Annotated in this window: 14 protein-coding genes and 7 pseudogenes; 8 read left to right on the forward strand and 13 right to left on the reverse strand. The window is 69.6% G+C overall.

Annotation, left to right across the window (positions count from 1 at the left end; all coding sequences use genetic code 11):
* Nucleotides 1–393 (reverse strand): annotated as a pseudogene (locus ACFWJX_RS36185) (hypothetical protein); the annotation flags it as partial.
* Between the two features lie 1,067 nt (nucleotides 394–1,460).
* Between ACFWJX_RS36185 and ACFWJX_RS36190 the strand changes: the two are divergent.
* From ACFWJX_RS36190 to ACFWJX_RS36205, 4 genes and pseudogenes are all read left to right on the forward strand, one after another.
* Nucleotides 1,461–2,057 (forward strand): hypothetical protein, encoded by a 597-nt coding sequence (locus ACFWJX_RS36190; RefSeq protein ID WP_383250649.1) that lies wholly within the window; start codon nucleotides 1,461–1,463, stop codon nucleotides 2,055–2,057.
* A 205-nt stretch (nucleotides 2,058–2,262) separates the two neighbouring features.
* Nucleotides 2,263–2,713, forward strand: a pseudogene (locus ACFWJX_RS36195) (IS110 family transposase); the annotation flags it as partial.
* Nucleotides 2,714–2,775: 62 nt separating this feature from the next.
* A pseudogene (locus ACFWJX_RS36200) lies at nucleotides 2,776–3,531 on the forward strand (ice-binding family protein); the annotation flags it as partial.
* Between the two features lie 120 nt (nucleotides 3,532–3,651).
* A pseudogene (locus ACFWJX_RS36205) lies at nucleotides 3,652–4,083 on the forward strand (helix-turn-helix domain-containing protein); the annotation flags it as partial.
* A gap of 217 nt (nucleotides 4,084–4,300) precedes the next feature.
* Here the strand turns inward: ACFWJX_RS36205 and ACFWJX_RS36210 are convergent.
* The gene (locus ACFWJX_RS36210; protein ID WP_383250651.1) at nucleotides 4,301–5,365 is read right to left on the reverse strand and encodes a GNAT family N-acetyltransferase; all 1,065 of its coding nucleotides are present in this window, start codon (nucleotides 5,363–5,365) and stop codon (nucleotides 4,301–4,303) included.
* Nucleotides 5,366–6,011: 646 nt separating this feature from the next.
* Here ACFWJX_RS36210 and ACFWJX_RS36215 point away from each other — a divergent pair.
* Nucleotides 6,012–6,518 carry a hypothetical protein gene (locus ACFWJX_RS36215; protein ID WP_383250653.1) on the forward strand — a complete coding sequence of 169 codons (507 nt, stop codon included), beginning with the start codon at nucleotides 6,012–6,014 and terminating at the stop codon, nucleotides 6,516–6,518.
* Nucleotides 6,519–6,567: 49 nt separating this feature from the next.
* On the opposite strand, the gene ACFWJX_RS36220 is transcribed toward ACFWJX_RS36215, so the two are convergent.
* Both ACFWJX_RS36220 and ACFWJX_RS36225 read right to left on the reverse strand, forming a co-directional pair.
* Nucleotides 6,568–6,858, reverse strand: a complete 291-nt coding sequence (locus tag ACFWJX_RS36220) for a hypothetical protein (RefSeq protein WP_383250655.1) — start codon at nucleotides 6,856–6,858, stop codon at nucleotides 6,568–6,570.
* A 244-nt stretch (nucleotides 6,859–7,102) separates the two neighbouring features.
* Nucleotides 7,103–7,837 (reverse strand): annotated as a pseudogene (locus ACFWJX_RS36225) (ISAs1 family transposase); the annotation flags it as partial.
* A gap of 235 nt (nucleotides 7,838–8,072) precedes the next feature.
* On the opposite strand from ACFWJX_RS36225, the pseudogene ACFWJX_RS36230 reads away from it, so the two are divergent.
* A pseudogene (locus ACFWJX_RS36230) lies at nucleotides 8,073–8,795 on the forward strand (IS6 family transposase).
* A 135-nt stretch (nucleotides 8,796–8,930) separates the two neighbouring features.
* On the opposite strand, the gene ACFWJX_RS36235 reads toward ACFWJX_RS36230, so the two are convergent.
* From ACFWJX_RS36235 to ACFWJX_RS36250, 4 genes are all read right to left on the reverse strand, one after another.
* Complete coding sequence (locus ACFWJX_RS36235) at nucleotides 8,931–9,590, reverse strand: DUF5825 family protein (protein ID WP_383250657.1); 660 nt, start codon at nucleotides 9,588–9,590, stop codon at nucleotides 8,931–8,933.
* A gap of 32 nt (nucleotides 9,591–9,622) precedes the next feature.
* Nucleotides 9,623–11,524: a RiPP maturation radical SAM C-methyltransferase gene (locus ACFWJX_RS36240; protein WP_383250659.1), complete on the reverse strand. Its 1,902-nt coding sequence runs from the start codon at nucleotides 11,522–11,524 to the stop codon at nucleotides 9,623–9,625.
* A gap of 308 nt (nucleotides 11,525–11,832) precedes the next feature.
* Nucleotides 11,833–13,662 (reverse strand): prolyl oligopeptidase family serine peptidase, encoded by a 1,830-nt coding sequence (locus ACFWJX_RS36245; protein ID WP_383250661.1) that lies wholly within the window; start codon nucleotides 13,660–13,662, stop codon nucleotides 11,833–11,835.
* Nucleotides 13,659–14,933, reverse strand: coding sequence for an MFS transporter (locus tag ACFWJX_RS36250; RefSeq protein ID WP_383250663.1), 1,275 nt, complete (start codon nucleotides 14,931–14,933; stop codon nucleotides 13,659–13,661). The genes ACFWJX_RS36245 and ACFWJX_RS36250 overlap by 4 nt, the downstream gene beginning before the upstream one ends.
* A gap of 500 nt (nucleotides 14,934–15,433) precedes the next feature.
* Between ACFWJX_RS36250 and ACFWJX_RS36255 the strand changes: the two genes are divergently transcribed.
* Nucleotides 15,434–15,898, forward strand: coding sequence for a hypothetical protein (locus ACFWJX_RS36255; RefSeq protein ID WP_383250665.1), 465 nt, complete (start codon nucleotides 15,434–15,436; stop codon nucleotides 15,896–15,898).
* A gap of 590 nt (nucleotides 15,899–16,488) precedes the next feature.
* Here ACFWJX_RS36255 and ACFWJX_RS36260 read toward each other — a convergent pair.
* From ACFWJX_RS36260 to ACFWJX_RS36280, 5 genes and pseudogenes are all read right to left on the reverse strand, one after another.
* On the reverse strand, nucleotides 16,489–17,667 hold the full coding sequence (locus ACFWJX_RS36260; RefSeq protein WP_383250668.1) for a dsDNA nuclease domain-containing protein: 1,179 nt from the start codon (nucleotides 17,665–17,667) through the stop codon (nucleotides 16,489–16,491).
* A 244-nt stretch (nucleotides 17,668–17,911) separates the two neighbouring features.
* Nucleotides 17,912–18,113, reverse strand: a pseudogene (locus ACFWJX_RS36265) (restriction endonuclease); the annotation flags it as partial.
* Between the two features lie 80 nt (nucleotides 18,114–18,193).
* A complete protein-coding gene (locus ACFWJX_RS36270; RefSeq protein WP_383250670.1) occupies nucleotides 18,194–19,339 on the reverse strand; it encodes a glutamate--cysteine ligase in 1,146 nt (381 codons plus the stop codon).
* A 4-nt stretch (nucleotides 19,340–19,343) separates the two neighbouring features.
* Nucleotides 19,344–19,721, reverse strand: a complete 378-nt coding sequence (locus tag ACFWJX_RS36275; protein ID WP_383250672.1) for a hypothetical protein — start codon at nucleotides 19,719–19,721, stop codon at nucleotides 19,344–19,346.
* A gap of 572 nt (nucleotides 19,722–20,293) precedes the next feature.
* Nucleotides 20,294–20,905, reverse strand: a complete 612-nt coding sequence (locus tag ACFWJX_RS36280) for a ScbR family autoregulator-binding transcription factor (protein ID WP_383250674.1) — start codon at nucleotides 20,903–20,905, stop codon at nucleotides 20,294–20,296.
* Between the two features lie 391 nt (nucleotides 20,906–21,296).
* Here ACFWJX_RS36280 and ACFWJX_RS36285 point away from each other — a divergent pair, with 391 nt between their 5' ends.
* Nucleotides 21,297–22,007 (forward strand): HAD family hydrolase, encoded by a 711-nt coding sequence (locus ACFWJX_RS36285; RefSeq protein ID WP_383250676.1) that lies wholly within the window; start codon nucleotides 21,297–21,299, stop codon nucleotides 22,005–22,007.
* The last annotated feature ends 345 nt before the right edge of the window (nucleotides 22,008–22,352 follow it).

Raw genomic sequence — 22,352 nt, forward strand, 5'->3', positions numbered from 1 at the left:
CTCGTCCCAGTCGTCACCGCCGACCGTGGCGAACAGACCTCCACCGGTGTGCACGCCGCCCTTCGGCTTGTCGTGCTCACCACCGGCGTCCTTGTACTCGTCCTTCTTGTACTCGTCCTTGTACTCGTCGTCCTTCTTGTACTCGTCACTCTCGTCCCAGTCGTCACCGCCGACCGTGGCGAACAGACCTCCACCGGTGTGCACGCCGCCCTTCGGCTTGTCGTGCTCACCACCGGCGTCCTTGTCCTCGTCCTTCTTATACTCGTGGTCGCTGCTGTAGGAGTGGTCGTCCTTGCCCGAGTCGCCGGCACTGGAGGCGTAGGCGACCGGGGCTGCGATGGCGAGGGCCGCCGTGACCGTGGCCGCGGCGAAGAGAGTGCGGGCAGAGCGCATGGGTGATTCCTTCCGTCGCAGCCTGCGTCAGCTGACGTCCTGCCAGCTGGTGAGAACCACAGCGGCGACATGGCCAACGACAGCCCAGATGTGCGCGCGCCACCACCCGGGCGGGTATCCGGGTGATGACATGTCAGGTGAATGGATGAGGCCCTCGGCTGTCCGTGTCACGCGAGCAGCCAACGGCACTCATCCGGACTCTTTTATCATTCGGCCGTGTCTCGCTGGCGCATGCCTGCACTGCGGATCAGGCTGGGTGGCGGGCTCACCGACCCGTCTGTCGCCTTCGGGAGTAAGTCCTGGTGCCGCCGCTGTTAACAGCGCGGCGGCGGCACCGATAGTTACGCCGGCCGCACCGGCACTCTCGCCCAGACAGCGAGCAGCACGGTCGCCGGGCTACTCGCCCGGCGCGGCGCGGTCATCCATGGACGGGTCACGGGCCCATGCACCGGCGACCGTTACGGATTCAGAGCGTTGTAGACCTCGACCACCTTCGACTCGAACGGTGGTGCCTCGAGTTCCTGCGCGGCCGGCTTGACCTGCTCTTCATGAAACGCCGGAACGCGTCCTCCGACTCCCATACGTCAATGACCTGCCGGCCGCCCGTCTCGCCGGGCGCCCCGAAGTGGGCGATGAGCCCGGGGAGCGGATTCGTAGGGTCCGGCCGGTCGAAGCTCGTCTGGTAGAGCGCCTGGTTCCAGCCCGCGGCCGTCGGCGGCCTGGCACGGCGGCGGCGCCGACGCGCGACACCGATGAGCGGGCCCTGATCCCCGGCCGCGTCCACGCCGCCCATCCCGCCTCTCCCTCATCCTCAACTCCAGCCAGGCATGGGCGAGGGGGGCGCAACGGGGATGTCAGCGGCCCGACCACGCCGTACGTCTATGGTGACCTGGGCGAACTCCAGGACGCTGTGAGGGTGGGCGCAACACCCGGCGCAACATCTATCGCAACGCCTAGCGGCAACACCCGGCGCAACAGGGGTGGGGCAGAGACTGCTGGAGGACGCAGACGCCGGCGGCCGCCCGCGCCAGGGCCCGAGTGAGGTCGCCGGTGACGCGCTGAAGGCCGTGAGTGCCGCCTTCGGCGTCGGTGAAGTCGCCCTCTTCGGGCAGTGGATCACCTCCCCTGCACCGTCGGACGGCACGGTGACAGACCGTCCGAAACGTGCCCGGTTCCAGGGCGCCCCCGTGCTCGTCACGACGAGCGGCACACCGTCCGCGCGAGGGCGTGACCGCACATCAGCAAACATTCTCGCCGCACGGCTGACCACGGTGGCGCACCCGCTGCACGCGACAGCGCTGACCATCCACGCGGTCACCGGGGCAGACATCAGCCGGCTCGCGCTTATCCGCGGCATCGACATCGACGAAACGGCGACCACCGTCAAAGTCCACGACAGCACAGCCCACCGCCGATGCCGGCTCTACCCTCTACCCTCCTGGGCGCGCCGCCTCATACACGCAGCCAACATCCACGGACAGCTCGAGGACCGTGCCCCGGACAGCCCACTCTTCCCGCTCATCACAGTCCAGGACGGCGAACAACTCCGCCTCACCGCAACAGGAATCCACTACGCGTTCGGCCCCATACGGCAAGAAGATGCTGTCCCCCGTTATGTTTCCGCGGTCCTGCAAGAGGGCCGCTGGCCTCCGGTCCCGGCATGACTGTGTCCCCCTGTCGAAGGCATGACCTGGGGGTGGTGTCACCGGGCCCGGCAGGTGCCGTCGGAGACGCTGACGAGAGGTCCGGCCACCACCCGGATCCGGCGCAACGCCGGACAGCTCGCGGGCGGCAGGTCTGCATAACGTGGATGCGCGCGTACGACACCACTGCCGAGGCCGGCACGTGCAACTCTCCTGGACGGGCGCGATGTTCGACACCGAAGACGTGGGCGTATTTCTCGGCCTGGACGTCGGCAAGAGCTCTCATCACGGGCACGGGCTGACTCCGGCCGGCAAGAAGGTCTTCGGCAAGCAGCTGCCCAACAGCGAGCCGAAACTTCGGGCCGTGTTCGACAAACTGGCCGCGAAGTTCGGCAACGTTCTGGTGATCGTGGACCAGCCCGCCTCGATCGGAGCCCTCCCGCTCACGGTCGCCCGGGACGCGGGCTGCAAGGTCGCCTACCTGCCTGGACTCGCGATGCGCCGGATCGCCGACCTGTATCCGGGCGAGGCCAAGACCGATGCGAAGGACGCTGCGGTCATCGCCGATGCGGCCCGCACCATGGCCACACACCCTGCGCTCGCTGGAACTCACCGACGAGATCACCGCCGAATTCACGGTCCTCGTCGGCTTCGACCAGGACCTCGCGGCCGAGGCCTGCTCGGCGCCGTGCACGCTGGGGACGCTGTCGCACTGCAGGCAAAGTCCGACCTGGTCACGGCTTACAACAACGCGGCCGGCCAGGCCACGGACTTCGCCCTCCCGGCGGCCATCGGCAACGGCCAGACGCTGCTTCCCGGCGTCCACACCGCCGTCTCCGGAGTCGGGCTCACCGGCGACCTGATTCTGAACGCCGGGGGAAACCCGAACGCCGTCTGGGTGTTCCAAATTCCCGAAGCTCTGACGACAGCGTCCTCCAGCCGAGTGCTCCTCACGAACGGCACCTCGGCGTGCAACGTGTACTGGCAGGTCGGCAGCTCGGCCACCCTCGGCACCGACTCCACCTTCGTGGGCACGATCACGGCTCTGACCTCGATCAGCGCCAACACCGGGGCGAACATCGAGGGGCGGGCGCTGGCCCGTAACGGCTCCGTGACGCTCGACAACAACCGGATCTTCCTCGGCGGGTGCGCGACCTTTACCACTGGTGGAACGACGACGGGAACCACCACCGGTACGACGACCGGTACGACGACCGGCACCACCGCCGGCATGACGACGAGCGGCGGCACGTCGGGCAACGTTGCCGGCAACACCGCGGGCAACACCGCTGGCAACACCGCCGGGAACACCACGGGCGGTAACACCGCGGGGAACAACGCCGGGAACACCACCGGCGGTCACGGCGACAAGCACGGAAAGCCGGGCCACGGCGGCAAGCTCGACCACGGCGAGCAGCACGACGAGAACTTCGGCTACGACGACGTGCCCCAGGGCCACGAGGGCGACGACCACTCCAAGGGCTACGAGGGCTAGGTGTTCTGTCCCGGGAGGTTGTGGACGGGTGATGCAGGTCTCGGCTGAGGGATCTTGAACGGGTGAGGGCCTTCCGGGTTCGGTGTGGATTGCGACGTCTACCCCGAGCGAAAGGCCCTCGTGTCCCACCGTAATGCACCCCTGACCGAGACCGGCCGTCTGCGTCTGGCCCGCTGCGTGGTCGAAGACGGCTGGCCCCTGCGCCGGGCCGCCGAACGCTTCCAGGTCTCGCCGACCACTGCTCAGGAGCGATGGGCGGCGCGTTACCGGCTGTCCGGCGAGGCAGGCATGGCGGACCGCACCAGCCGACCGCACTCCAGCCCGCGCCGGACACCGACCCGCACCGAACGCCGGATCATCAAGGTCCGCGTCCTGCGCCGCTGGGGACCGGCCCGCATCGCACACCTGCTGGGCCTGGTGCCCTCGACCGTGCACCGTGTGCTGACCCGCTACCGCCTCGCCCGCCTCACGCATCTGGACCGGGCCACCGGCCGCGTCATCCGCCGCTACGAACGAGACCGCCCCGGCGAGCTGGTTCACGTAGACATCAAGAGTGGCAGGTCTGCGGTGGCCGTGTGGCCTTCCAGCACAGCCGCGGACCGAGCTCACGGAAACGTTCGTATGACGCGGCGCTGAGCCGCAGGTCGCAAGGGGTTGGTGTCTGTGTGCAGGGCGGCCGAGTTGTCTCCCCAATCCGCGGTGAGCTGCTTGACCGTGGCAGCGGGTCGTGAGCGTGCGTCCTACCCGGGAACAGGGTGGGACGCACGCTTCAGACGGGTTCTGCGGTGGCCCGGGCGAGTTCTCCGGGCGGGCCGAGGCGCGCCGGTGGGGGTGCGCTGACGGCGGAGACGGTCTTGCTCCATCGCGGGCGGTACTGGTCCTTGTAGGCGTGTTGTCCCGCAACGGTGCGGCCCAGGTCGAGGTACTCGTATCCGTCCGCGGCCAGGTCCTGTGCGAGGCGCCGCAAAAGGGCGTGGCCGGGAGCGAGGTCTTTGTAGTGGGGGTCCATGGCGGGCACGACGGAGTAGGCCCGGCGGTGTCGTGTCAGGCAGAGCTGAGCGGCGACGGTCTGGGCGTCCACGGAAAGGGTGGCGATGAATGCCGTGTCCGTGCCGCAGCGCTCCAGTACGGCCGGCCAGTAGGATGCGCCGGGGGTATGGGGTGATCCGGCAGGCGTAGTGTGGCCGGCCCAGCGGCGCGCGTGCAGGTCGGCCAGAACCTCATAGGCGGTGAGCAGTTCGTCGCTGTCGCGGGTGCGACGGTAGGTCACCGTGCGGGTTCGGGCCAGTTCGTCCCAGGCGCGCTGGCGTCGTTTGTGATCACGTCGGGTCGAGCGGGACATCGCCTCATAGGCGAGGGGTAACCGGATCTCGGCGCAGTCGGTGACGCTGGTGTGCCAGCGTCCGGCTGGAGCAGCCTCGGTGGGTGTGAGGTGTCGGGCGAGCGCGCCGCCTGCGGGCAGGCCCGCGATGTCGACGTGATGGCCGTCAAAGCCCAGCTCCTCAAGGTATCGGGCCAGGGACGCCGACACTCGCAAGTCCTCAGCTGCCGGGCCTACGGCGCGGACGTACTCCCCCATCGGCGCCGACAGGGCATAGGTCCGCACTCGGTCGCTCTCCTGGTCGCAGGCCAGCGGCAGAGCGGCGAGGACCTGCCGGGCAGGGTCCTCGCATAAGGCGATGACCGGGCGGGCGGTGGGCGGCAGTTGGTGCGCCCACCCGATGAGCCACTCCGGCGACTGGTAGGGCGTCGCTTCGGGGTCCTGCCGGTACAGCTCCGCCCACGATGACGCCAGGAAAGCGCCGGCTGCGGCCCCCTCCAGTACACGCACCATGAAATTCAAGATCACCTTCTTTCTCCCCGGGCGACCACATGCCGCCCCTGACCACGTGATCACGTCACCAGAGCGGCGAATCGTTGCATCAGATCTCAATTCACACGAACGGGACCAACCAGCACGGCGATCACCGATCAATCCAGGCTGCGATGGCCCGAAGGTGATCGACGCCCTCGAAGTTCCGGAGCCGTCCATGACGTGACGCCGGGGCCCGTTGGCGTGTCTGCCTCCGGATCAGTCTTCGTGATTGGTGAGGGCTTCAAGGACATCTCCGTCCAGCGTCAACGCCACCCTTCAACGCTGGCTGACCCACACCCCACGAACCCACCACTTCACGAGCCCGGCATGCCGCAGCGCAGAGCGGACCATGCCAGGCACTTCCACACACCGGGCACGCCGCCCATGTCAAGGTCACACCGCCGCCTGCGGCAGTGCACTGGCGGCAGCGCACTGGCGCGCTGTCGGCGCACCAGTGCGCTGCACGTCGTCGGCCGCAAAAGCGCCACCGTGCGCCACCCTTCCCCCCAGCTTCGAACATCACCCAACATGATCAGGCAGCTGACCTGCACGTATTCACACAACGTCCAGCCGTAGGGGTGGCGTATGCTCCCCTGCCCAGACGACGAGACCTTCAGGAGGGGACATGTGGAACACGGCGTGGATGCGCAGCGTCGAGTGGCTCGCAGCGGCCGCAACGAACCCCCGGGACTGCAAACGGCAGTGGGACCACGGAACGGGCACCGCCCTGCTGGAAGCCGGACGCTACTGGAACGTCCTCAGCGTCCCCGAGGAACTCGGCCTGCTCGCCCTGAACGTCCTCTGGCACGATCCGCTGCGCACCCCCGGCCCCGTCCTGCGGCACAGCAAAGCCCGCCGAGTCGGCTTCTTCCTGCCCCCCGGACCCGACCAGCAATGGATCGGCGCCGGAATCCGTCACGTCGGCAAAGGCTGCTGGATCCCTGTCCCCCCGCCCTACCGCGACACCGGACACCTCGAATGGATCATCCCACCCGACGGCAACGGCACCCTGCACTCCCCCGACCGCCTGGAAGCCGCCCTCCACACAGCCACCAGCACACTCACCCACCTGCAAACCGACCCCCACGAAGCAACCACACGATCGACCACCCCCTGCAGCACGATCACCTGAGCATCCACAGAGCAGACGGACGGCACGCTCACGCGAACGCCGACACACGTCATCCCCACCCCAGGGCAGGACCTGCCCGTCCCAGCCCGCAGCCCTTCGCCGCTGTCTTCTTCTGCGCGGTCTTCGATGCCGTCTTGCCGGCCGGGGTCTTCGCCGGCTTCCTGGCTGTTGTCTTCTTCTTCGGCGTCTCGTGGACGTCGGCGTCGCCCGTCTCGCCGCGAGCGGCCTTTGCCTTGCTCACCGACTCCGTCAACGCCGCCATCAGATCCAGGACCTTGCCCGGCTCCTCCGCCTGCGGGGCCTCCGGGAGCGGCTTGTCGCCCTGCTTGGCCTCGATCACCTGCGCCAGGGCATCGGTGTAGGTGTCGCGGAACTCCTCGCCCTCCAGGTCCTCCAGGGCCCCGGGGAGAGTCGCGTTCGCCCGGTTTGATCATGGAATCCCGTGGGGGGTGAGGGTGGCTGCGGGGAGGGTGTGGGCTCGCCGGCCGCTGGCGATGTTGGCATCCGGAGCGGTGGAGGGTGGCGCGGGCGAGGTCGCGCAGGGCGCTCATGACGGCGGGGGCGCGGTGTCGGCGGATCTGGCTGGCGTCTTCGGCGAAGGTCACGTCTTTGGTCCAGTGGACGGTGTTCTCGATGATCCAGTGCCCACGTGCCCAGGCAGCGATCTCATCGGGAGACGCCTGGTGGGCCGCGAGATCGGTGACGGCGTAGACAGTCTCGGTCTGCCACTTCGTTGTGCCGATTCGGCGGCGTTTGCGGTGGATGCGAACAACCTGGCGGGCATGGGGGAACAGCAGACCGTCCACGCTCACCACCTTCACCTCGCGGACTTCCTCACGGCCAAGTCCGCGGTCGCAGGATTGGTTGAGGATCGGTACCTGCTTCCAGGGCAGTTTGGTTAACTGACGGGCCAGGGTGGGCTGGTTGTTCTTGACCGACAGCAGGTAGTGGGCCTGGCGGTAATCGGGCGTGACGCCCCGACCGTCGTATGCCGACCTGCGGAAACGACCCCAGGGGCCCGGGGATCCCCGGGCCGTGAGGGGTTGCACGAGGCACGGCGCGGAGCGTTGTTCCTCGAGCAGACCCGCCAGGCGGCCACGAGAATGTCGACGGCGCCGCCGGCCACCGCACGCATCTCGTTCGGGTGACGGCGGGCTGGTCCCGGCCCGCGGTCCGGTGGAAGACCGCGGGCCGTGTCTGGGTTCGTGAGAGATCCGAAATACTACGGCGACCGGCTGGTGTACGAGCCGCTGGAGTGAAAGTGGGCCGGGTACCACGCCCAGCACTGCGGGTGCGGCCGGGACTGGCTCGAAGCCCACGCGATCCCGGCCGGGTTCACGGTGATCCCCCCGTTATCTTCTTCCGGTCCTGCAAGAGGGCCGCTGGCCTCCGGGCCCGGCATGACTGGTCCCCCCTGTCGAACGGATGACCTGGGGGGTGGTGTCACCGGGCCCGAGGGGTGCCGTTGGAGGCGCTGATGAGAGGTCCGACTACCGCCCGGCCTGGCGCAATGCCCGGCCGCTTGCGGGCGGCAGGTCTGCATAACGTGGATGCGTGCGTACGGCCCCGAAGACCTGGCCGTCATACAAGGGCTTCCGCTACCCGGCGGAGGTAATCTCGCACTGCGTATGGCTGTACCACCGCTTTCCGCTCTCGTTCCGGGAGGTCGAGGAACTCATGCTCGAGCGGGGTGTCACGGTCTCGTACGAGACGGTCCGGCAGTAGTGCGCCAAGTTCGGCCAGGCCTACGCCAACCAGCTGCGGCGCCGGCGTCCGCGGCCGGGTGACAAGTGGTACATGGACGAGGTGTTCATCAAGGTCAACGGGAAGCTCCAGTACCTGTGGCGCGCTGTGGACCAGGACGGCAACGTCCTGGACATTCTTGTGCAGTCCAAGCGGAACACGCAGGCAGCCAAGCGGTTCTTCCGCCGTCGGCTCAAGGAGTACGAGTACGTGCCCCGGGTGATCGTGACCGACAAGCTGCGCTCCTACGGAGCCGCCCACCGTCAGGTGATCCCGTCGGTGGAGCACCGCAGTTCGAAGTATCTGAACAACCGGGCCGAGAACAGCCACCAGCCAACGAGACAGCGCGAACGCGCCATGAAGCACTTCACCTCGGCCGGTCACGCCCAGAGATTCCTGTCCGCCTTCAGCGGCATCGCACCCCACTTCAGACCCCGCCGCCACCGCCTCACCGCCCACGACTACCGCACCGAAATGCACCACCGCTTCACCACCTGGCGCACCGTCACCGGCTGCGCCCCCGAGGTTGCCTGACGGGTGGAGCACCGGCCACACGATTACACCAGTCTGCCCCAACTGCCCCATTAACTTCATAAGTTGACAGTGCCACCGTTTGTCATCAGGTCTGTCCTCACTGCACGCTGCTGACGCACAACCACGGCCGTGCGCTCAGATCACCAGCGGTGCCTCCGACCAGCGGCGGACCCGGTACGGTGCCCACCACAGATGGTCGCCGAAGCGCAGGACGAGGTGCTCGGAGACGAGGTCGTCCAGGACGGGCCCCGGGATCGCGTCGGCGGGCGCGCCGTCGGCGAGGGCCGCCACGGCCTCGTGGTACTCCGGTTCGTCGATGGTGAAGCGGCGCAGCTCGCCGTAGCGCCGGTCGCGGACCTGCATGAAGCCGGGGCCGTACCGGAAGATGCATTTGCAGATGTAGTACGTGGTGCGCCAGGCGAGCGCCGTCGCGACCGGGTCCGCGGTGCCGAGGACGGCGGTCGGCGGGTGGAGGTGGCAGAAGTGGCGCCAGGCGTCGGGGTCCGGGCCGGTGCGGAGCTGCCAGTCGACCGAGACGGCCAGGCTGGTCAGGTCGCCCACGAAGCTCAGCGCTCTGACCGTCCAGGCCGCGTCGGCGGCATCCGTCAGGTCCACGGGGCGGGGCAGGGTGACGTGCCGGGCCCCGGCGGCGAACAGCCGCCGGGCGGCCTCGCCGCCGGACATGTCGATCTCGTAGCGGCCCAGGGACATGGCGGGCAGGGGGCCCACCTCGGGGTCGTAGTCCCGTGAGGCGGTCACGGTGAAGGGGGCGGTGGCGGTGAGAGCAGGAGTCATCGTCGTCCCTCGGTCGGGCGGTGGCGCGGTCGTCAGGCGGTCGTCGGGGCGAGTTCGGCCTCGCGGGCGGCGGTGTGCCGCATGTGGTCGATCCGCAGAAACTCCTCGTTCAGGGCGGGCGGCGCGATCTGCACGAACTGCCCGCTGTCCTCGAACACGACGCCCAGCTCCCGCCACCGCTTCAGGACCCGGAGCAGGTCGGCCTCGCCGACGGGGTGGTCCGCGTCCAGCTTGCGCGCGGCCGCTTTCACCGTGTGCGGCTGGTCGAGCAGCCGGAACAAGGCCAGTTCGCGCGGGTCGGTCAGTTCCAGGCGGGTCCAGTCGAAGGCCCGGCGCCTGCTGACCAGGACGATCCGGTCCTCCAGGTCGCAGTGGGTGAGGCGGCTGCCGGCGTAGTTCCGCTTCCAGCGCGCGATGCCCGCGTCGAGCCGTTCGACGACGTCCTCGCCGATCCCCCGGGGCGGTACGTCGAAGACGTACGCCAGGTCGAACATCTCCTCGTCGGGGAGGTCGTAGGTGAGCCGGTACGGTTCGGCGGGGCGCAGCTCGGAGAAGCCGAGCCCGGGGTTGTCGAAGTACGGGCTGAACCGCTCGATCGCGATCCGGGAGGACGGGCCGACGGGCGGGTTCAGGTGTTCCAGCGCGGCCAGTTGGTCCACCACGTCGTCGTAGTCCTCGGCGTCCTCGCCCGGGAAGCCGTGCAGGTAGTTCCAGGCGACCGAGAGGCCCACGGTGGCGGCGTCACGGAGCATCCGCACGTTCTGGCCGCCGGTCACGCCCTTGTCCATCAGGGTCAGCACCCGGCTGTTGAGACTCTCGATGCCGGGCTGGACGAAGATCAGGCCCGCGTCCGCCAGGGTCTGGAGCTGTCCGCGCCGCATGTTGGACTTGATCTCGATATGCATGCGCAGGTCGTAGCCGCTGTCGATGATGCGGGGCAGCACCGACTTCACGTACCCCATGTCCAGGATGTTGTCCACGACGTACATGTCCAGGACCCGGTGCCTGCGCGCCAGGTCCATGATCTCGTCGTAGAACACGTCGGGGCTCTTGCTGCGGAACTCCATGAACGAGCCGTTCAGCCCGCAGAAGGTGCAGTGGTGCTTCTCGCCCCACCAGCAGCCGCGCGCCCCCTCGACGACCAGCTTGGGCTCGACCCAGTTCCGGGCGTGGGACGAGGCGAGCCGCTCGAAGTACCCCGAGTAGTCCGGCGGCAGGATCGCGGCGGGCGGCAGCGGCTTGGTGCTCATGGCGTTCACCACGGAGGTGCCGTCCGTGTCGCGCCAGCACAGCCCGGGGACCTCGGACAGGGGCTCGCCCGCGTCCAGGGCCCTGATCAGCGCGGGGAACGACACCTCGCCCTCGCCGCGCAGCACGTGGTCCACGAAGGGGAAGTTGCGGTGGACGGCCTCGCCCTGCTTGCCGTCGCAGTTGGCGCCGCCCATGGCCGTCACGATGTGCGGGGCGAGCCGCTTGACGTATTTGGCGGCGGCCAGGGCGGCGGTGTTCTGCTGGAACGTCGAGGTGAACCCGACCACGTCCGGGGCGAGTTCCACGATGCGTTCCGCTATGTGCCGGACGAAGTCGGGTGCGGTGACGTGCAGGGCCTGTGTCATCTCCATCCGGGCCCCGGGCACCCGGTTGGCCATTGCCGCGGTGAACTCGGCGACGCGCCATTCGGGATCGTCGTAGAGAGCGGAAGAGAAGACCCAGTCGCCGCAGCCCAGGAAATAGGATCCGAGTGCGTAGTAGGAGTAGTCCTCCAAAGTGAATTCCGTGTTCCTGGTGATCCAGTCCACGTATTCGATGTTCGCGTGCAGAACGTCCGCTGTGCTGTTCGGTACGCGCTCGTCGACGCTGCGCTTGAGAATTCCGAGAGCCAGCGACGGGAGATCGATCGGGGCCCAGGGCATGTTCACCAGGAGTACGCGCACGGCTCGCCTCTTCTCATGTGATCAGTGCACGGCATGACGGGTCGGCCGGGCGTCGGCCGGGAAGTCGTCAGGCGCCGGGCGGGGCGCCTGACGACCTCCGTGACGGGGCACCGGCCGGGGAGTCCGGCCGGTGCCCTCCGGACGGGGTCGGCCACGCACGGTGGCGGGACCGGCCCCTCGGCGCTACTGGTCCTCGTCCTCCATCTCCTCCGCGGAGCGGAAGTAGACGACGACGCCGACGCCCGGCTTGCGGCTCTCCTCGTCGCCGTCGAGCGGGTCGCCGTGGATGATGTCCTTCTGCATGGTGTTCACCTCCTCTCCGGGGGTGGTGGCGGCTCGGCCTGATCGGGCCCGGAAGGCAGCCCGCCGCCGAGAAACGCGAGGGACCGTCGTATGACGGCCAGGTGGTCGGCTCCGTCGTAGCCGTCGTGGCCCGAGTCCAGCCACATCACCTCGTGCGGGACACCGCCCGCACGCAGCACGGCCAGGTACGCCTCGATCTGCTCCGGCGGGCACTTGGCGTCCCGGCGCGCGGCGACGACCAGCAGCGGGGAGCGGATGGCGGCGGCGTACGAGGACGGGGAGGCGTGGGCGTAGGCGCCCGGCACCTCGTCGGGAGTGCCGCCGAACAGCGAGGTGTCCAGCGCCTGGAGGGCGGGCGTGGAGTGCCGGAAGGCGGTGGCGCAGTCGGCGAGCGGTTTGACGGCCACCCCGACATCCCACAGGCCGGGGCGGGTCCCCATCGCCAGCAGGGTCAGATAGCCGCCCCACGACGTGCCGCACAGGCCCACGGCGCCCGGGCGGCCGATGCCCCGTTCCAGCAGGTCGGCCCGGACCCGCACCAGGTCGGCGACCTGGGTGTGGCCGACGCCCTCGGAGTACGCGGAGCGCCAGCGCGGCCCGTAGCCGGTCGAGCCCCGGTAGTTGACGCGGGCCACGGCGAGGCCCGAGCCGACCAGGGTCTGCACCATGGGGTCGTAGGCGTCGCGGTCGTGGTCGGCCGGGCCGCCGTGGACGAGGAGGACCAGCGGGTAGGGTCCGGGGCGGTCCGCGGGTGTGGTGACGAAGGTGTGCACGGGGCCGTCGGGTCCCGGCGTCCACAGGTCCCGGCGGTGGCCGAAGCGGGGGACGCGCCACTGGCTCTGCCCGGGCAGCGGCGCACCCGACAGGGACATCGCGCGGGGCACAGTCACCGCGTCGGTCCAGATGTAGTGCACGTCGCCGCCGGCGGTGGGTGACGCGGCCAGGATGCTTCCCTCGGGGGTGGGCACGGGGGTCAGCTCGCCGCGCTCCAGGTCCGCGGTGAACAACCTGCTGCGGCCGTGCCGGTCCTGTCGCAGCAGGACCCGCGCGCTGCCCGGGCCGGGGTACCAGCGGGCGGTCGTCTCGGTGTCGAAAGAGCACCAGGGCAGCAGTTCCAGTCCGGCGCCGGGGCTCCAGACACCGAGGTGGTAGCGGCCGGCCCGCTCGCGCATGACCAGCAGCAGCGTATGGCCGGACGTGCCCCGGGGGCCCGGGGGCGGGGTGGGCGCGGGCGCGAAGCCGAGCGCCCAGGTGCGTTCCCGGGTGCCGGAGAGCACCGCGGCGGTGCTCCCGTCCGGGGTCAGCAGCGTCACGGCGCGGGCCGAGTGGGCGGGGCCGGTCACCGCCAGCAGGCCGCCGTCCGGCGCCAGATCGCACAGGGTAGCGGAGTCCGTCGTGCGCAGGACGGGTGTGCCCCGGCCGCCGCGCCGCCCCAGGTGCACGCTGAATCCCTCGCTCCCGCGGATGCCGACGGCCACCGTGCCCCGTTCCGTCAGCGCCAGCCCGGCGGGCCGCCCGCAGGGCACGTCGAGCAGCGCCGGGCGGTCCGGGCCGCCGTCGAAGTCCTGGGTGCGCCAGCCGCCGCTGCCGCCGCGGTCCTCGTCGAACCACCACACGGCCTCGTCGCCGTCGATGGCGCACAGCAGCGTGCCGTGGGGACGGTCGGTCAACTGCCGTCCGCCGCCGCTGGACCGGTCCCAGGTGAAGATCTCGCACCGGCCGTCGGCGTCCCCCGTGTACACCATCCGGTCTGGGTTGCGGGGACTGGTCACCGGCAGCACCGGGCGGTAGACGCCGTAGCCGCGCGTGACCGTCCGCGGGGAGAACGCCGTCACGGCACCTCCCGGACGACGAGAGCGGACCTGGCCGTCGCGTACAGGGCCAGCGCGGCGAAGGCCCCGGCGCAGCCCCACGCGACCGTGCGGCCGCCGTACGCGGCCACCAGGACCCCGGCCAGCATCGGGGCGAGCGCGGCGACGCCCTGGCCGGCGGTGCCCAGCACCGTGCCCATCCGGGCCAGCAGACCGTCGGGGGTCACCAGCACCGCCCGGGTCTGGAGCACGACCGCCACCGACGGCACGATCAGCGACACCCCGCTCAGCAGCAGCCCGTAGGCCCAGGTCTGGGAGGCGTACGCGAGCCCGGCCGCCGTCGGCACCATGACCCACGAGGCGCCCGTGACGATCCGGGGAGCCGCCACCCGCCGCACCAGCCAGGGCGCGGCGAGCGCGCCCAGCAGCCCGCCGACGCCCGCGAGGGTGAGGATGAGACCGATCGAGGAGGGGCTGGCGCCCTCGGCGTGCGAGGCGAAGACGGCGTGGAAGTACAGCGCTCCCAGCAGGGCGTTGACCCCGGCCGTCCACACAACCACGAAGCGCAGGAAGGGGTGCGCCCACACGAAACGCAGGCCGTCGGCCAGCTCACGGGCGAAGGACGGGGCGGTCGTCTCCCGTACGGGCGTCAGGTCCGCGCGGATCGCCCTGCTCAACACGGCCACCAGCAGGAACGACACGGCGTCCGCGAGCAGCGGCACCCACCGCGCCGCCTGGTAGAGGACCCCGCCCAGCGTCGGGCCGACGATCTGGACCGCCTGGTCCCGTGCCTGGAGGTACCCGATCGCCCGGGGGTACTCCTCGGGGGGCACGAGCCGCCGGATCGTACCGGAGGCGGCCGCCCCGTAGGTGGCGCTGGCCGCCTGCTCGACGACGGCCGCGACGAGTACGTGGAGGAGGACGACATGGCCGAGTGCCACGGTCACGAACACCGAGCCCATGGCGCCCGCGGCGACCAGGGCCGCCGTGTACATCATCGGCTTGCGCGGCAGCCGGTCGGCGAACACGCCCGCGACCGGCGAGACGACGAGCCCGCTGACCAGTGCCACCGAGGCGACGAGGCCGGCGAGCCCGGACGAGTACCCGGCGCCCAGGAGGATCAGCGGAAGGAAGAGGGCGGACGCACAGGTCCCGAGACCGTCGACGGCGCCCGCCATCCAGAAGAGGGAGTAATCCCGTCTTCGGAAAGGAGAAGAAGGCGAGCCTTTTGATAATCGCTCGCCTTCCGCTAATTCAGGGCCGGAAGGCATTGAATTCCGTTCGGCATCGCCCATCAGTCATCCCGCTCGGGGAGTAATTCTGACGCTGACGCACCCACATCGCCCCCTGCAATGAGCGGACTTACGGCCGGTGAGGGTGCGATCGTAGCGAAGGGACTCACGGCGCACAATACCGTCCCTGAAATGGCATTTTCGATCAAGAAATGGCTCGCTCAGGCACGGCGGACGGTCCGCGTTGTGCCACGCCACCTCGCACGGCCGTCGATTCCGGAACGGCGGGAAACGCGCAACGCGCGCCGCGGCCCTCGGTGTCGGGCGGAGGACGCGGCCCGTCGCCGCGTCCGCCGTCCGGAAGGTGATCCTGCCGGGCCGGACGCTCCTCCGCCGCCGCGACACCGGGACCGCCGCCGGGCGCGGGGGCCGCGGCGGACTCGGATCCGCCCGCCCCGTGGAGTACCGCGGTCCCCTTCCGGTTGCCCGCCGGGTCCCGTGCACTGTCGAGCCGTCATCGCCTGCGCCGCGATCGGCGCGGCGCCCGTACGTGAGGAGCCATCATGCCCACCACCAACATGCCGCTCGCCCCGATGAGCCCGGACGCGGCCATCAGCGCGTTCAGCTACCTCCGCGCCGTCCAGGCCGACGACGTCGAAGCCGCCCGCGAGTTCGCCAGCGGCGAGCCGCGGATGCCCGAGCTGCTCGTCGACGTCCTCGAACGGATCGTCGTCCCCGTCACCGCGTTGCCCGGCCCAGAGGCGGGCGAGCCGTGCGCGGACACCTTCGCCCTGGAGGCCCTCGGACGCGTCTTCGTGACCTCGCTGCGGACCTGGGCGCAGGCCGGACCGGACACGGCGGAAGGCATCGCCCGCGCCGTCATCGACTTCGCTGCGCAGTTCCTCACCGAGGACCACGAGGACGTCGCCGACACTCTGCGCCAGCTGGAGGCCGTCGGAGTGGGCCAGGCCCTTGATGCCCACCCCGCACCGGCCGGCTCGCACCCGGTGCGCCTGACCATCGTGTAGGCGCACCCGATGCGCGCCACCGCCGCGCGACGCACCGCATCGCCATCGGGGTGCGTTCCATCGGCATCACCGCACCGCACCGGGCGCGCGCACCGCCGGGCGGGCTCCCCTATCACACACCCCCTTGACCACGACCTGATCGCCAGCCGAAAGGGGATGTGTCAAGGGGAAACGTCCTCGGTGGCGGACCTGGTCAAGGGGTAGCGCACGCCACCGGCCGCACCTGGTCAAGGGGTCGGTCGGCGGTGGGCGCATCGGTGCAGTGCGGGACATCGGACGTGCGGCGCACCGGGCGCGCGCGAGAGTGAGACTCCGTCAACTTGAAGTCGCAGGTCAAAGGGCTGGTGTGATCGGATCGCAGGGTACTCATGCTGGTCGCGGGCGGAAGTCTGCGAAGAAGATCCTCCGTCAGTGGTTGACTTCGAGGTTCATCAGAACGAGCAGGGCGGGCAGAAGGTGGGTGGCGCGGGCGGGGTCGGTGCGGAGTCTCGGAGAAGGCGTCGATGAGGATGAGGAGCCTGGCCTGGGCGTCTGCAGAGGGTGGCAGCTGGTTGGGATGATCGACGGGCGCCGCGGGAGGCGGGGTGACATCAGGCAGGAGACTCATGGGCAGTCCCCCAGTCGAATCGGCACTCGTCGGAGATCGCGCACGCGCGGCCCATGAGCAGAACGCCATCCCGGGCGTACAGGGGCCAGCGGTCGTGGGTAGCGGCGTTGGTTTCGAGGGTGGTCTGGAGGTCGTCGAATACGGCGTTGGCGGGTCGTGGATGGTCGGCGCGGCCGCGGATGGTGCGGCGCGCGACCAGCAGCAGCCGTTCATCCAGGTCCGCTTCGACGGCCGGGGCTGCCGGCCAGGTGCCCAGCGACTGCTGCGTCAGGCGGTGGTGCTCGGCATGAGCCCGGAACATCTGGGCGTCCTCGATCACGTCGTTCGTCGCCGCGCCCCGGCGGAGCTTGCGCACCAGCGCCGTCTCCACTCCGTGGAGCCGCCGCGAGACATCGGTGAGCAGCACGTGGTCGGGGCGCAGGAGCCGCTGTCGAAGGTCCGCGACGGTTCCGGGTCCGATGCGCTTCCTCAGCAGTTTCGCAGGTAGCTCCTGCACCGCGAGCTGCTCCACCCACCGGGGGCCGAGCCGGCCCTGCATCGCCTCCCGGGTACGGCGCACAAGTTCGTCGTAGAGCCCGGTGATCTCCGCGCCGGTCAGGGACGGGCCCAGCTCATGCAGGAAGCGGGTGTTGCGCAGCTCGACGTCCTCGCGTCGCGGCAGTTCCCGGACTCGGACCAAGCCCATGAAGACGGAGACGTCTTTGGGATCGGCTTTCAGGTGGGTCGCTACCCGTTTGAGGCATCGTTCTTGATCAGCACCCATGCCCCGTGCCAGGGCAGTCACGAGAGCGTCGGCCGGATCGAGGTAACCCTCCAGGCCGGCCGTGAGCTGGTACGCGAGCCCCTGGTCCTTCACCGCGCCGTAGGTGCGCCACAAACTTTTCAGCGGGCCTTTGGCGAGAACGTCCGCGAGCGTCCAAGGAACTGGGGTGTCCCGGGTCTTAATCTGCTGGAAGTCCCAGAAGAGACCGCTGGTCGTCGCCTGATCGTCGTTGCGGGCGACGATAATGTCCTCGATGTGTTCGCAGGTCACATGGCGTACCGGCTCGTCAGCCAGCATCTCCAGGACGGCCTGCGCGGCCACATGCACCTGGTATTCATATCGCCGCAGCGTGACCGAACCTGAATCGTCCGGAGCAACGGTCTCAATCGGATCAGCCACACGCCCCCCAGCTACCTGCCGAGCACGCAGCGTAAACGGTAGAACACCGGCCAGTCGATCACTTCAGCACAACCCGCATCGCCAACCTCGGAGCGAGGGACTACGCCCGACATCTGGAATGCCGCCCTGGGCCGGATTCGTCGCCCTATAGAGGCGCTTTCACGCAGTGCGTCGGGGACTGTAAAGGACCTGCGCTCAACCCTCCGCGGACGACACCACAGCGGGTGTTTGCGCTTCGGACTCCTCACTGAAGGGGGGCCCGGGTGGCGGGCGCGGTCTCCAGGCGGTCCAGGCGTTCATAGAGGGCGCGGACAAGGCGGGCGCGGTTCTGGACACAGCGCACGGTGCCCTCCATCGTCGCGGACAGCAGGCCTTCCGCCTCGCGTAGGACGATGTCGGCGAGCGCTGGGCCCGCTGTCCTTCGGCAGCTGGTCGGCGCGGCAACGGAAGCCGCTTTGGAACGGCACCGCTCGGTGGCCCAACGCGCCGTCAGGCCCTCCCGGAGGGGGGCCTGACGCAGGGCCTCTCACCGCACCGAGAGAGGCCCTGCAGCCTTGATGCTGGGAGAGTTCATGGCCTCGATGAGGCCGTCCACGACTGCGTTCAGGCCCGCTCCGGCACTGTTCCAGGAACGCTGGACGTCCGCGCCGGATCCCCGGACCTCCAGTCGCTCCAGGAACGCCTTGACCAGGCCGAGGTCTCCGTACTGCTCGAGAACCGGGCGCAGGTAGGCGACCAGTTGCGCCGCCTGGTCGGCACACGGCAGAACCGTCCCGGTCAGGACATCAATGCCACTTCCGGCCCAGCCGTCACGGGCCGCACGCCAGTACGCGGCGCGCAACAGCTCACTACATAATTCCGGGCCCCGGTCGCCCTCCTCGACCCGATGGGCGGCCATCACCACCATGGCCCTGATCAGTGCGGTGAGTGCGACCGTGTCGTCGACGTCCGCGGGGACGTCCATGGAGCGCACTTCCAGGGTCGGCAGATGTGGGTGGGGGCGGATGTCCCAGTACGGCATGTCGGCAGCCAGCATCGCCTCGGAGGCGGCCATGGCAGCGGCCAGCTGTTCGTGGTGGGCCAGGGATCTGGCGTAGGGCGGGGGGCCCAGGCAGGGGAAGCGTGAGCGGATCACCGACCGCCAGCTGGCGTAGCCGGTGTCGCTGCCGTGGTGGAAGGGCGAGTTGGCGCTCAGTGCCACCAGGAGGGGCAGCCACGGGCGCAGGTGGTTGCCCGTCAGCACGGCCTGCTCCCGGTCGGGAAGGTAGACGTGGGCGTGGAAGGCGCTGATGTCGAAGTCGTCGAGCATCGCACGGTACTGCTTGAGCCCCGCCCGGTAGCGGGGATGATCACCCACATCAGACGCCCGGGCGGCTGCGATGACTGGGGTGCCCGACGCACACAGGCGCAGGCCCTCCTGCCCGGCCGCCGAGATGGCGGCCGCCCGCACACCGACCAGCTCGGCCCGCAGCTCCCTCATCGTCGTGCACGGCCGTGTCTTGACCTCGATCTGGTACCCGGTGAACTCCTCCGAGACCAGATCCCCCACCTCCGCGGCAGCATGTGCCACCACCCGGGGGCCGGCCGACACCACGGACCGCGTCACCGGGTCCACGAGGAAGTACTCCTCCTCCACCCCCACGGTGGGCATCTCCCGCACCTGAACGTCCATCACCTCAGCATCGTGCAGCCACAGCACCCCTGTCCCGCACAACGCGCTCGAGGAAACGGCAAACGCATCCCAGGTATCGCGGGAGACCGCCCGCTTTTTTCAGCTTCTCCGAGAGTGATGATCCGGGGCGGTGGGTGGAGCTGCAGGCGGGCAGCTGGGCGCAGCCGCGTCTGGTCACAGGGCCGGGGCTGTACTCGATGGTCTGCCGGCCGCAGCCCGCGGCCAGCTCCGTCAGGGTGGCTCGTTCGGTGTCGTCGACGGTCAGGTTCCAGCGCAGCTTGGTGGCCACCCAGTGCGCTGCGTAGGTGCAGCGGGCGTCGGCGAGCGGCGGCAGCCACTGAGCAGGATCAGCTGCCCAGCTCACCGCCTGGCCGATCCCCAAGGCCTCATCGTGGTTCCAGCAGCCAGAAAGTGATCCTCGCGGTATAACCATCACCGGGGGCGGTCGTCCAAGGTGGGGCGATGAGCGAGCTTCGACCCGGTGAGATCACTGACGAGATGCGCCAGGCCATGGACACCGCCCTGCGGCACAGATTCTCGAACGAACTGCGCGCCCTCGCGGCCACCATTCGGTCCGACGCCGAAGGTACGCAGGCGCGGAGCCCGGGTGGCAGGCCGGAGTCGAGTGGACGCTGCTGTGGATCGAGAACACCGCCAGCCAGCTGACCGAGGGCCGGCCATAGGCTGCAGCGCCTGCAGGCGACGGGGCGTGTCGCCGGAGTAGTAGAAACGGCAGCTGACGCCGGGGCCGGGTGTGCGGGGCTCGCCGGGACGCGGGTCGACGGGACACGGCCGCCGGGCCACCGCGACAGCTCGGTGGACAGGGCAACACATGCTGGGCCAGCAGGCGGGAGAGCGCAGCCGAGCCGGGGTAGGAGAGTGACGCGGCCCCCGGCAGCCCCAGATGGTCCACGACCACCGCACCGGCCAGCAGAGCCCTCTGAAGTATGTGCGTCACCGGCCTGCCGGGAGGTTCCCGCGGGACGGTTGCGGCTGGAGGGAGGGCAGGGTGAGGTGCCACCAGTCGGTCAGGCGGTCGTCGAGGGCGGTCGTACCCTCGAGGGCCTCGGTGAGGGTGTACATGCCGAAGAACGCGCGCACCAGGGTCCGGGCCGTGCTGGCAGGGCGGACGTGCTCGTTGACATGTCCTGCCAGCCGGGCCTGTGCGAGCAGTCGCGTGGCGGCGGCGGTCCACAGCGCGAAGGGGTCGGGAACGGGAGCCTTGATGACGGTTCGCTCAGCCCACAGACGGGCACCGGCACGCGTCACGGGATCCTGGGTGAGGGCATGGGTGATTTCGTAGCTGAGGGCGACGAGCCGTTCGAGCGGGGGGACCGTCTCGTCTCCGTATCGTGCAGCGAGCTGAGACCAGGTGGCGAACCGGTCCTCGACGACGGCGACGGCGATGCCCTCCTTGCCGGTGTAGTGGAAGTAGACCGCGCCGCTGGTCCGTCCCGACCTTGCGCTTATGTCGTTGACGCTGGTGGCCGCGTATCCCTGTTCAGCGAACAGTTGGGCAGCCGCTTCCAGCAGTGATCTGCGGGTTGCCTTCGCCCGTTCCTGCAACGTTCCGTCCGCCCTCGCTCTGTTCTCATTTCGGCTACGAATTTAGTGCGCCAGCGTACGCCCGGAGCTTGAGGGGCGCTTTCGTGCGGTAATTGCGTAGTTCTTTCGAATGCGAACGCGTGCGAGTGGTAACGGACGCAAAGCGCTCCGGGACCCGCGGGGCCAAGCACGCGTGACAACTGACGTGCAATCACCTGGTGTTGACAGTCTCGACGCTGCGTCACGGCTGTCGCCGCCGCACGGTCATACGCCTGTTTCCGGCGCCCGTCGAGTCACCGAAAAGGGTTATTGCCCGATTTGCCTGGACGGAAATAACGTAGCGGACACTATCTTTCCGTTTCCTGCGGATACGGAAGTGCCGTGCGTACATGCGAATGCATGGGAGGCTCCAGTGACCACCTCGGACCACGATCTGCTCGACTGGTCGCCCGAAGCCGTCGTCTTCGACTGCGACGGCACCCTGATGGACAGCGAACGCCACTGGCAGGAGGCCCGCAGCCGGGCCTTCCTGGAGCACGGACTCCAGCCACCGCCCGGGTTCGCGGAGCAGGCCCTCGGCCTGCACTACGAGGACTGCGGCCGGCTCATGGCGCAGTCCGTGCACAAACCCGAACTGACCGAGGACCTGACAGCCGCGCTTCTCGACCACTTCCTGGCACTCGTCACCGACGAACCGGTGACGATGCCAGGTGCGGTCCGGCTCGTAAGACTGCTCTCCGGCCGGTTACCGCTGGCGGTGGCCAGCAACTGCCCCAGGGTCGTGGTCGAAGGCAGCCTCGAACGGGCCGGGCTGCTCGTCCACTTCCAGCACCTCGTCGTCCCCGACACCGGGGACCGCGTGCGCCCCAAGCCGCATCCCGACGTGTACGCCGTGGCGGCCCGGCTCTGCGGTGTCCCCCCGCACCGGGCGCTGGCGGTGGAGGACTCCCTGACCGGTGTGGAAGCGGCCCGCCGGGCCGGCCTGCGGGTCCTGAGCGTCGGTCCCCGGCCGCAGGGCGATGGCACCACCCGGGCCGACCTGTGGTTACCGGCCCTGGACGCTCCCGAACTGCTGGCCTGGGCCCACGCGCTCGGCAGCCCACGGGGGCCGCAACGGCCCTGACAGCCCGCCGAGGTCCGGCAACGCCAAGCGCTCGCACTCCCCGGTGGACACGGACGGCGGCACGCTGGTGCGGCGGGAGTACGCTCCGCTACCCCACAGAGTGCGGCAGGAAAGGGAACCAGCAGGGCTCCTGTGCTTCTGAGCTGAGGCATCGGACACCCTTCTCAGCGGCACGGGAACCCTGTCCGTCTCGCCTCTCACCCCACGCCACCAGCATCACCGATCCCGGCCACGCCGAGGAGGCTCGGCCGACGTGAGCCCACGGCCAGTCGTCGCCGCGGGCGGTTCGGGGATCGTGGTGCGGCGCCGCCGTCCGGGGATGACATCCTCCAGGTCCAGTTCGGC

It is taken from the genome of Streptomyces sp. NPDC058335, from assembly GCF_042723915.1.
GTDB lineage: Bacteria > Actinomycetota > Actinomycetes > Streptomycetales > Streptomycetaceae > Streptomyces.

Excerpts from the sequence above, each read along its gene's own strand:
- ACFWJX_RS36210 (WP_383250651.1), bottom strand. The coding sequence starts at position 5,365 with ATGGTGCGTGTACTGGAGGGGGCCGCAGCCGGCGCTTTCCTGGCGTCA.
- ACFWJX_RS36215 (WP_383250653.1), top strand. The coding sequence starts at position 6,012 with ATGTGGAACACGGCGTGGATGCGCAGCGTCGAGTGGCTCGCAGCGGCC.
- ACFWJX_RS36235 (WP_383250657.1), bottom strand. The coding sequence starts at position 9,590 with ATGACTCCTGCTCTCACCGCCACCGCCCCCTTCACCGTGACCGCCTCA.
- ACFWJX_RS36250 (WP_383250663.1), bottom strand. The coding sequence starts at position 14,933 with ATGGGCGATGCCGAACGGAATTCAATGCCTTCCGGCCCTGAATTAGCG.
- ACFWJX_RS36255 (WP_383250665.1), top strand. The coding sequence starts at position 15,434 with ATGCCCACCACCAACATGCCGCTCGCCCCGATGAGCCCGGACGCGGCC.
- ACFWJX_RS36270 (WP_383250670.1), bottom strand. The coding sequence starts at position 19,339 with ATGGACGTTCAGGTGCGGGAGATGCCCACCGTGGGGGTGGAGGAGGAG.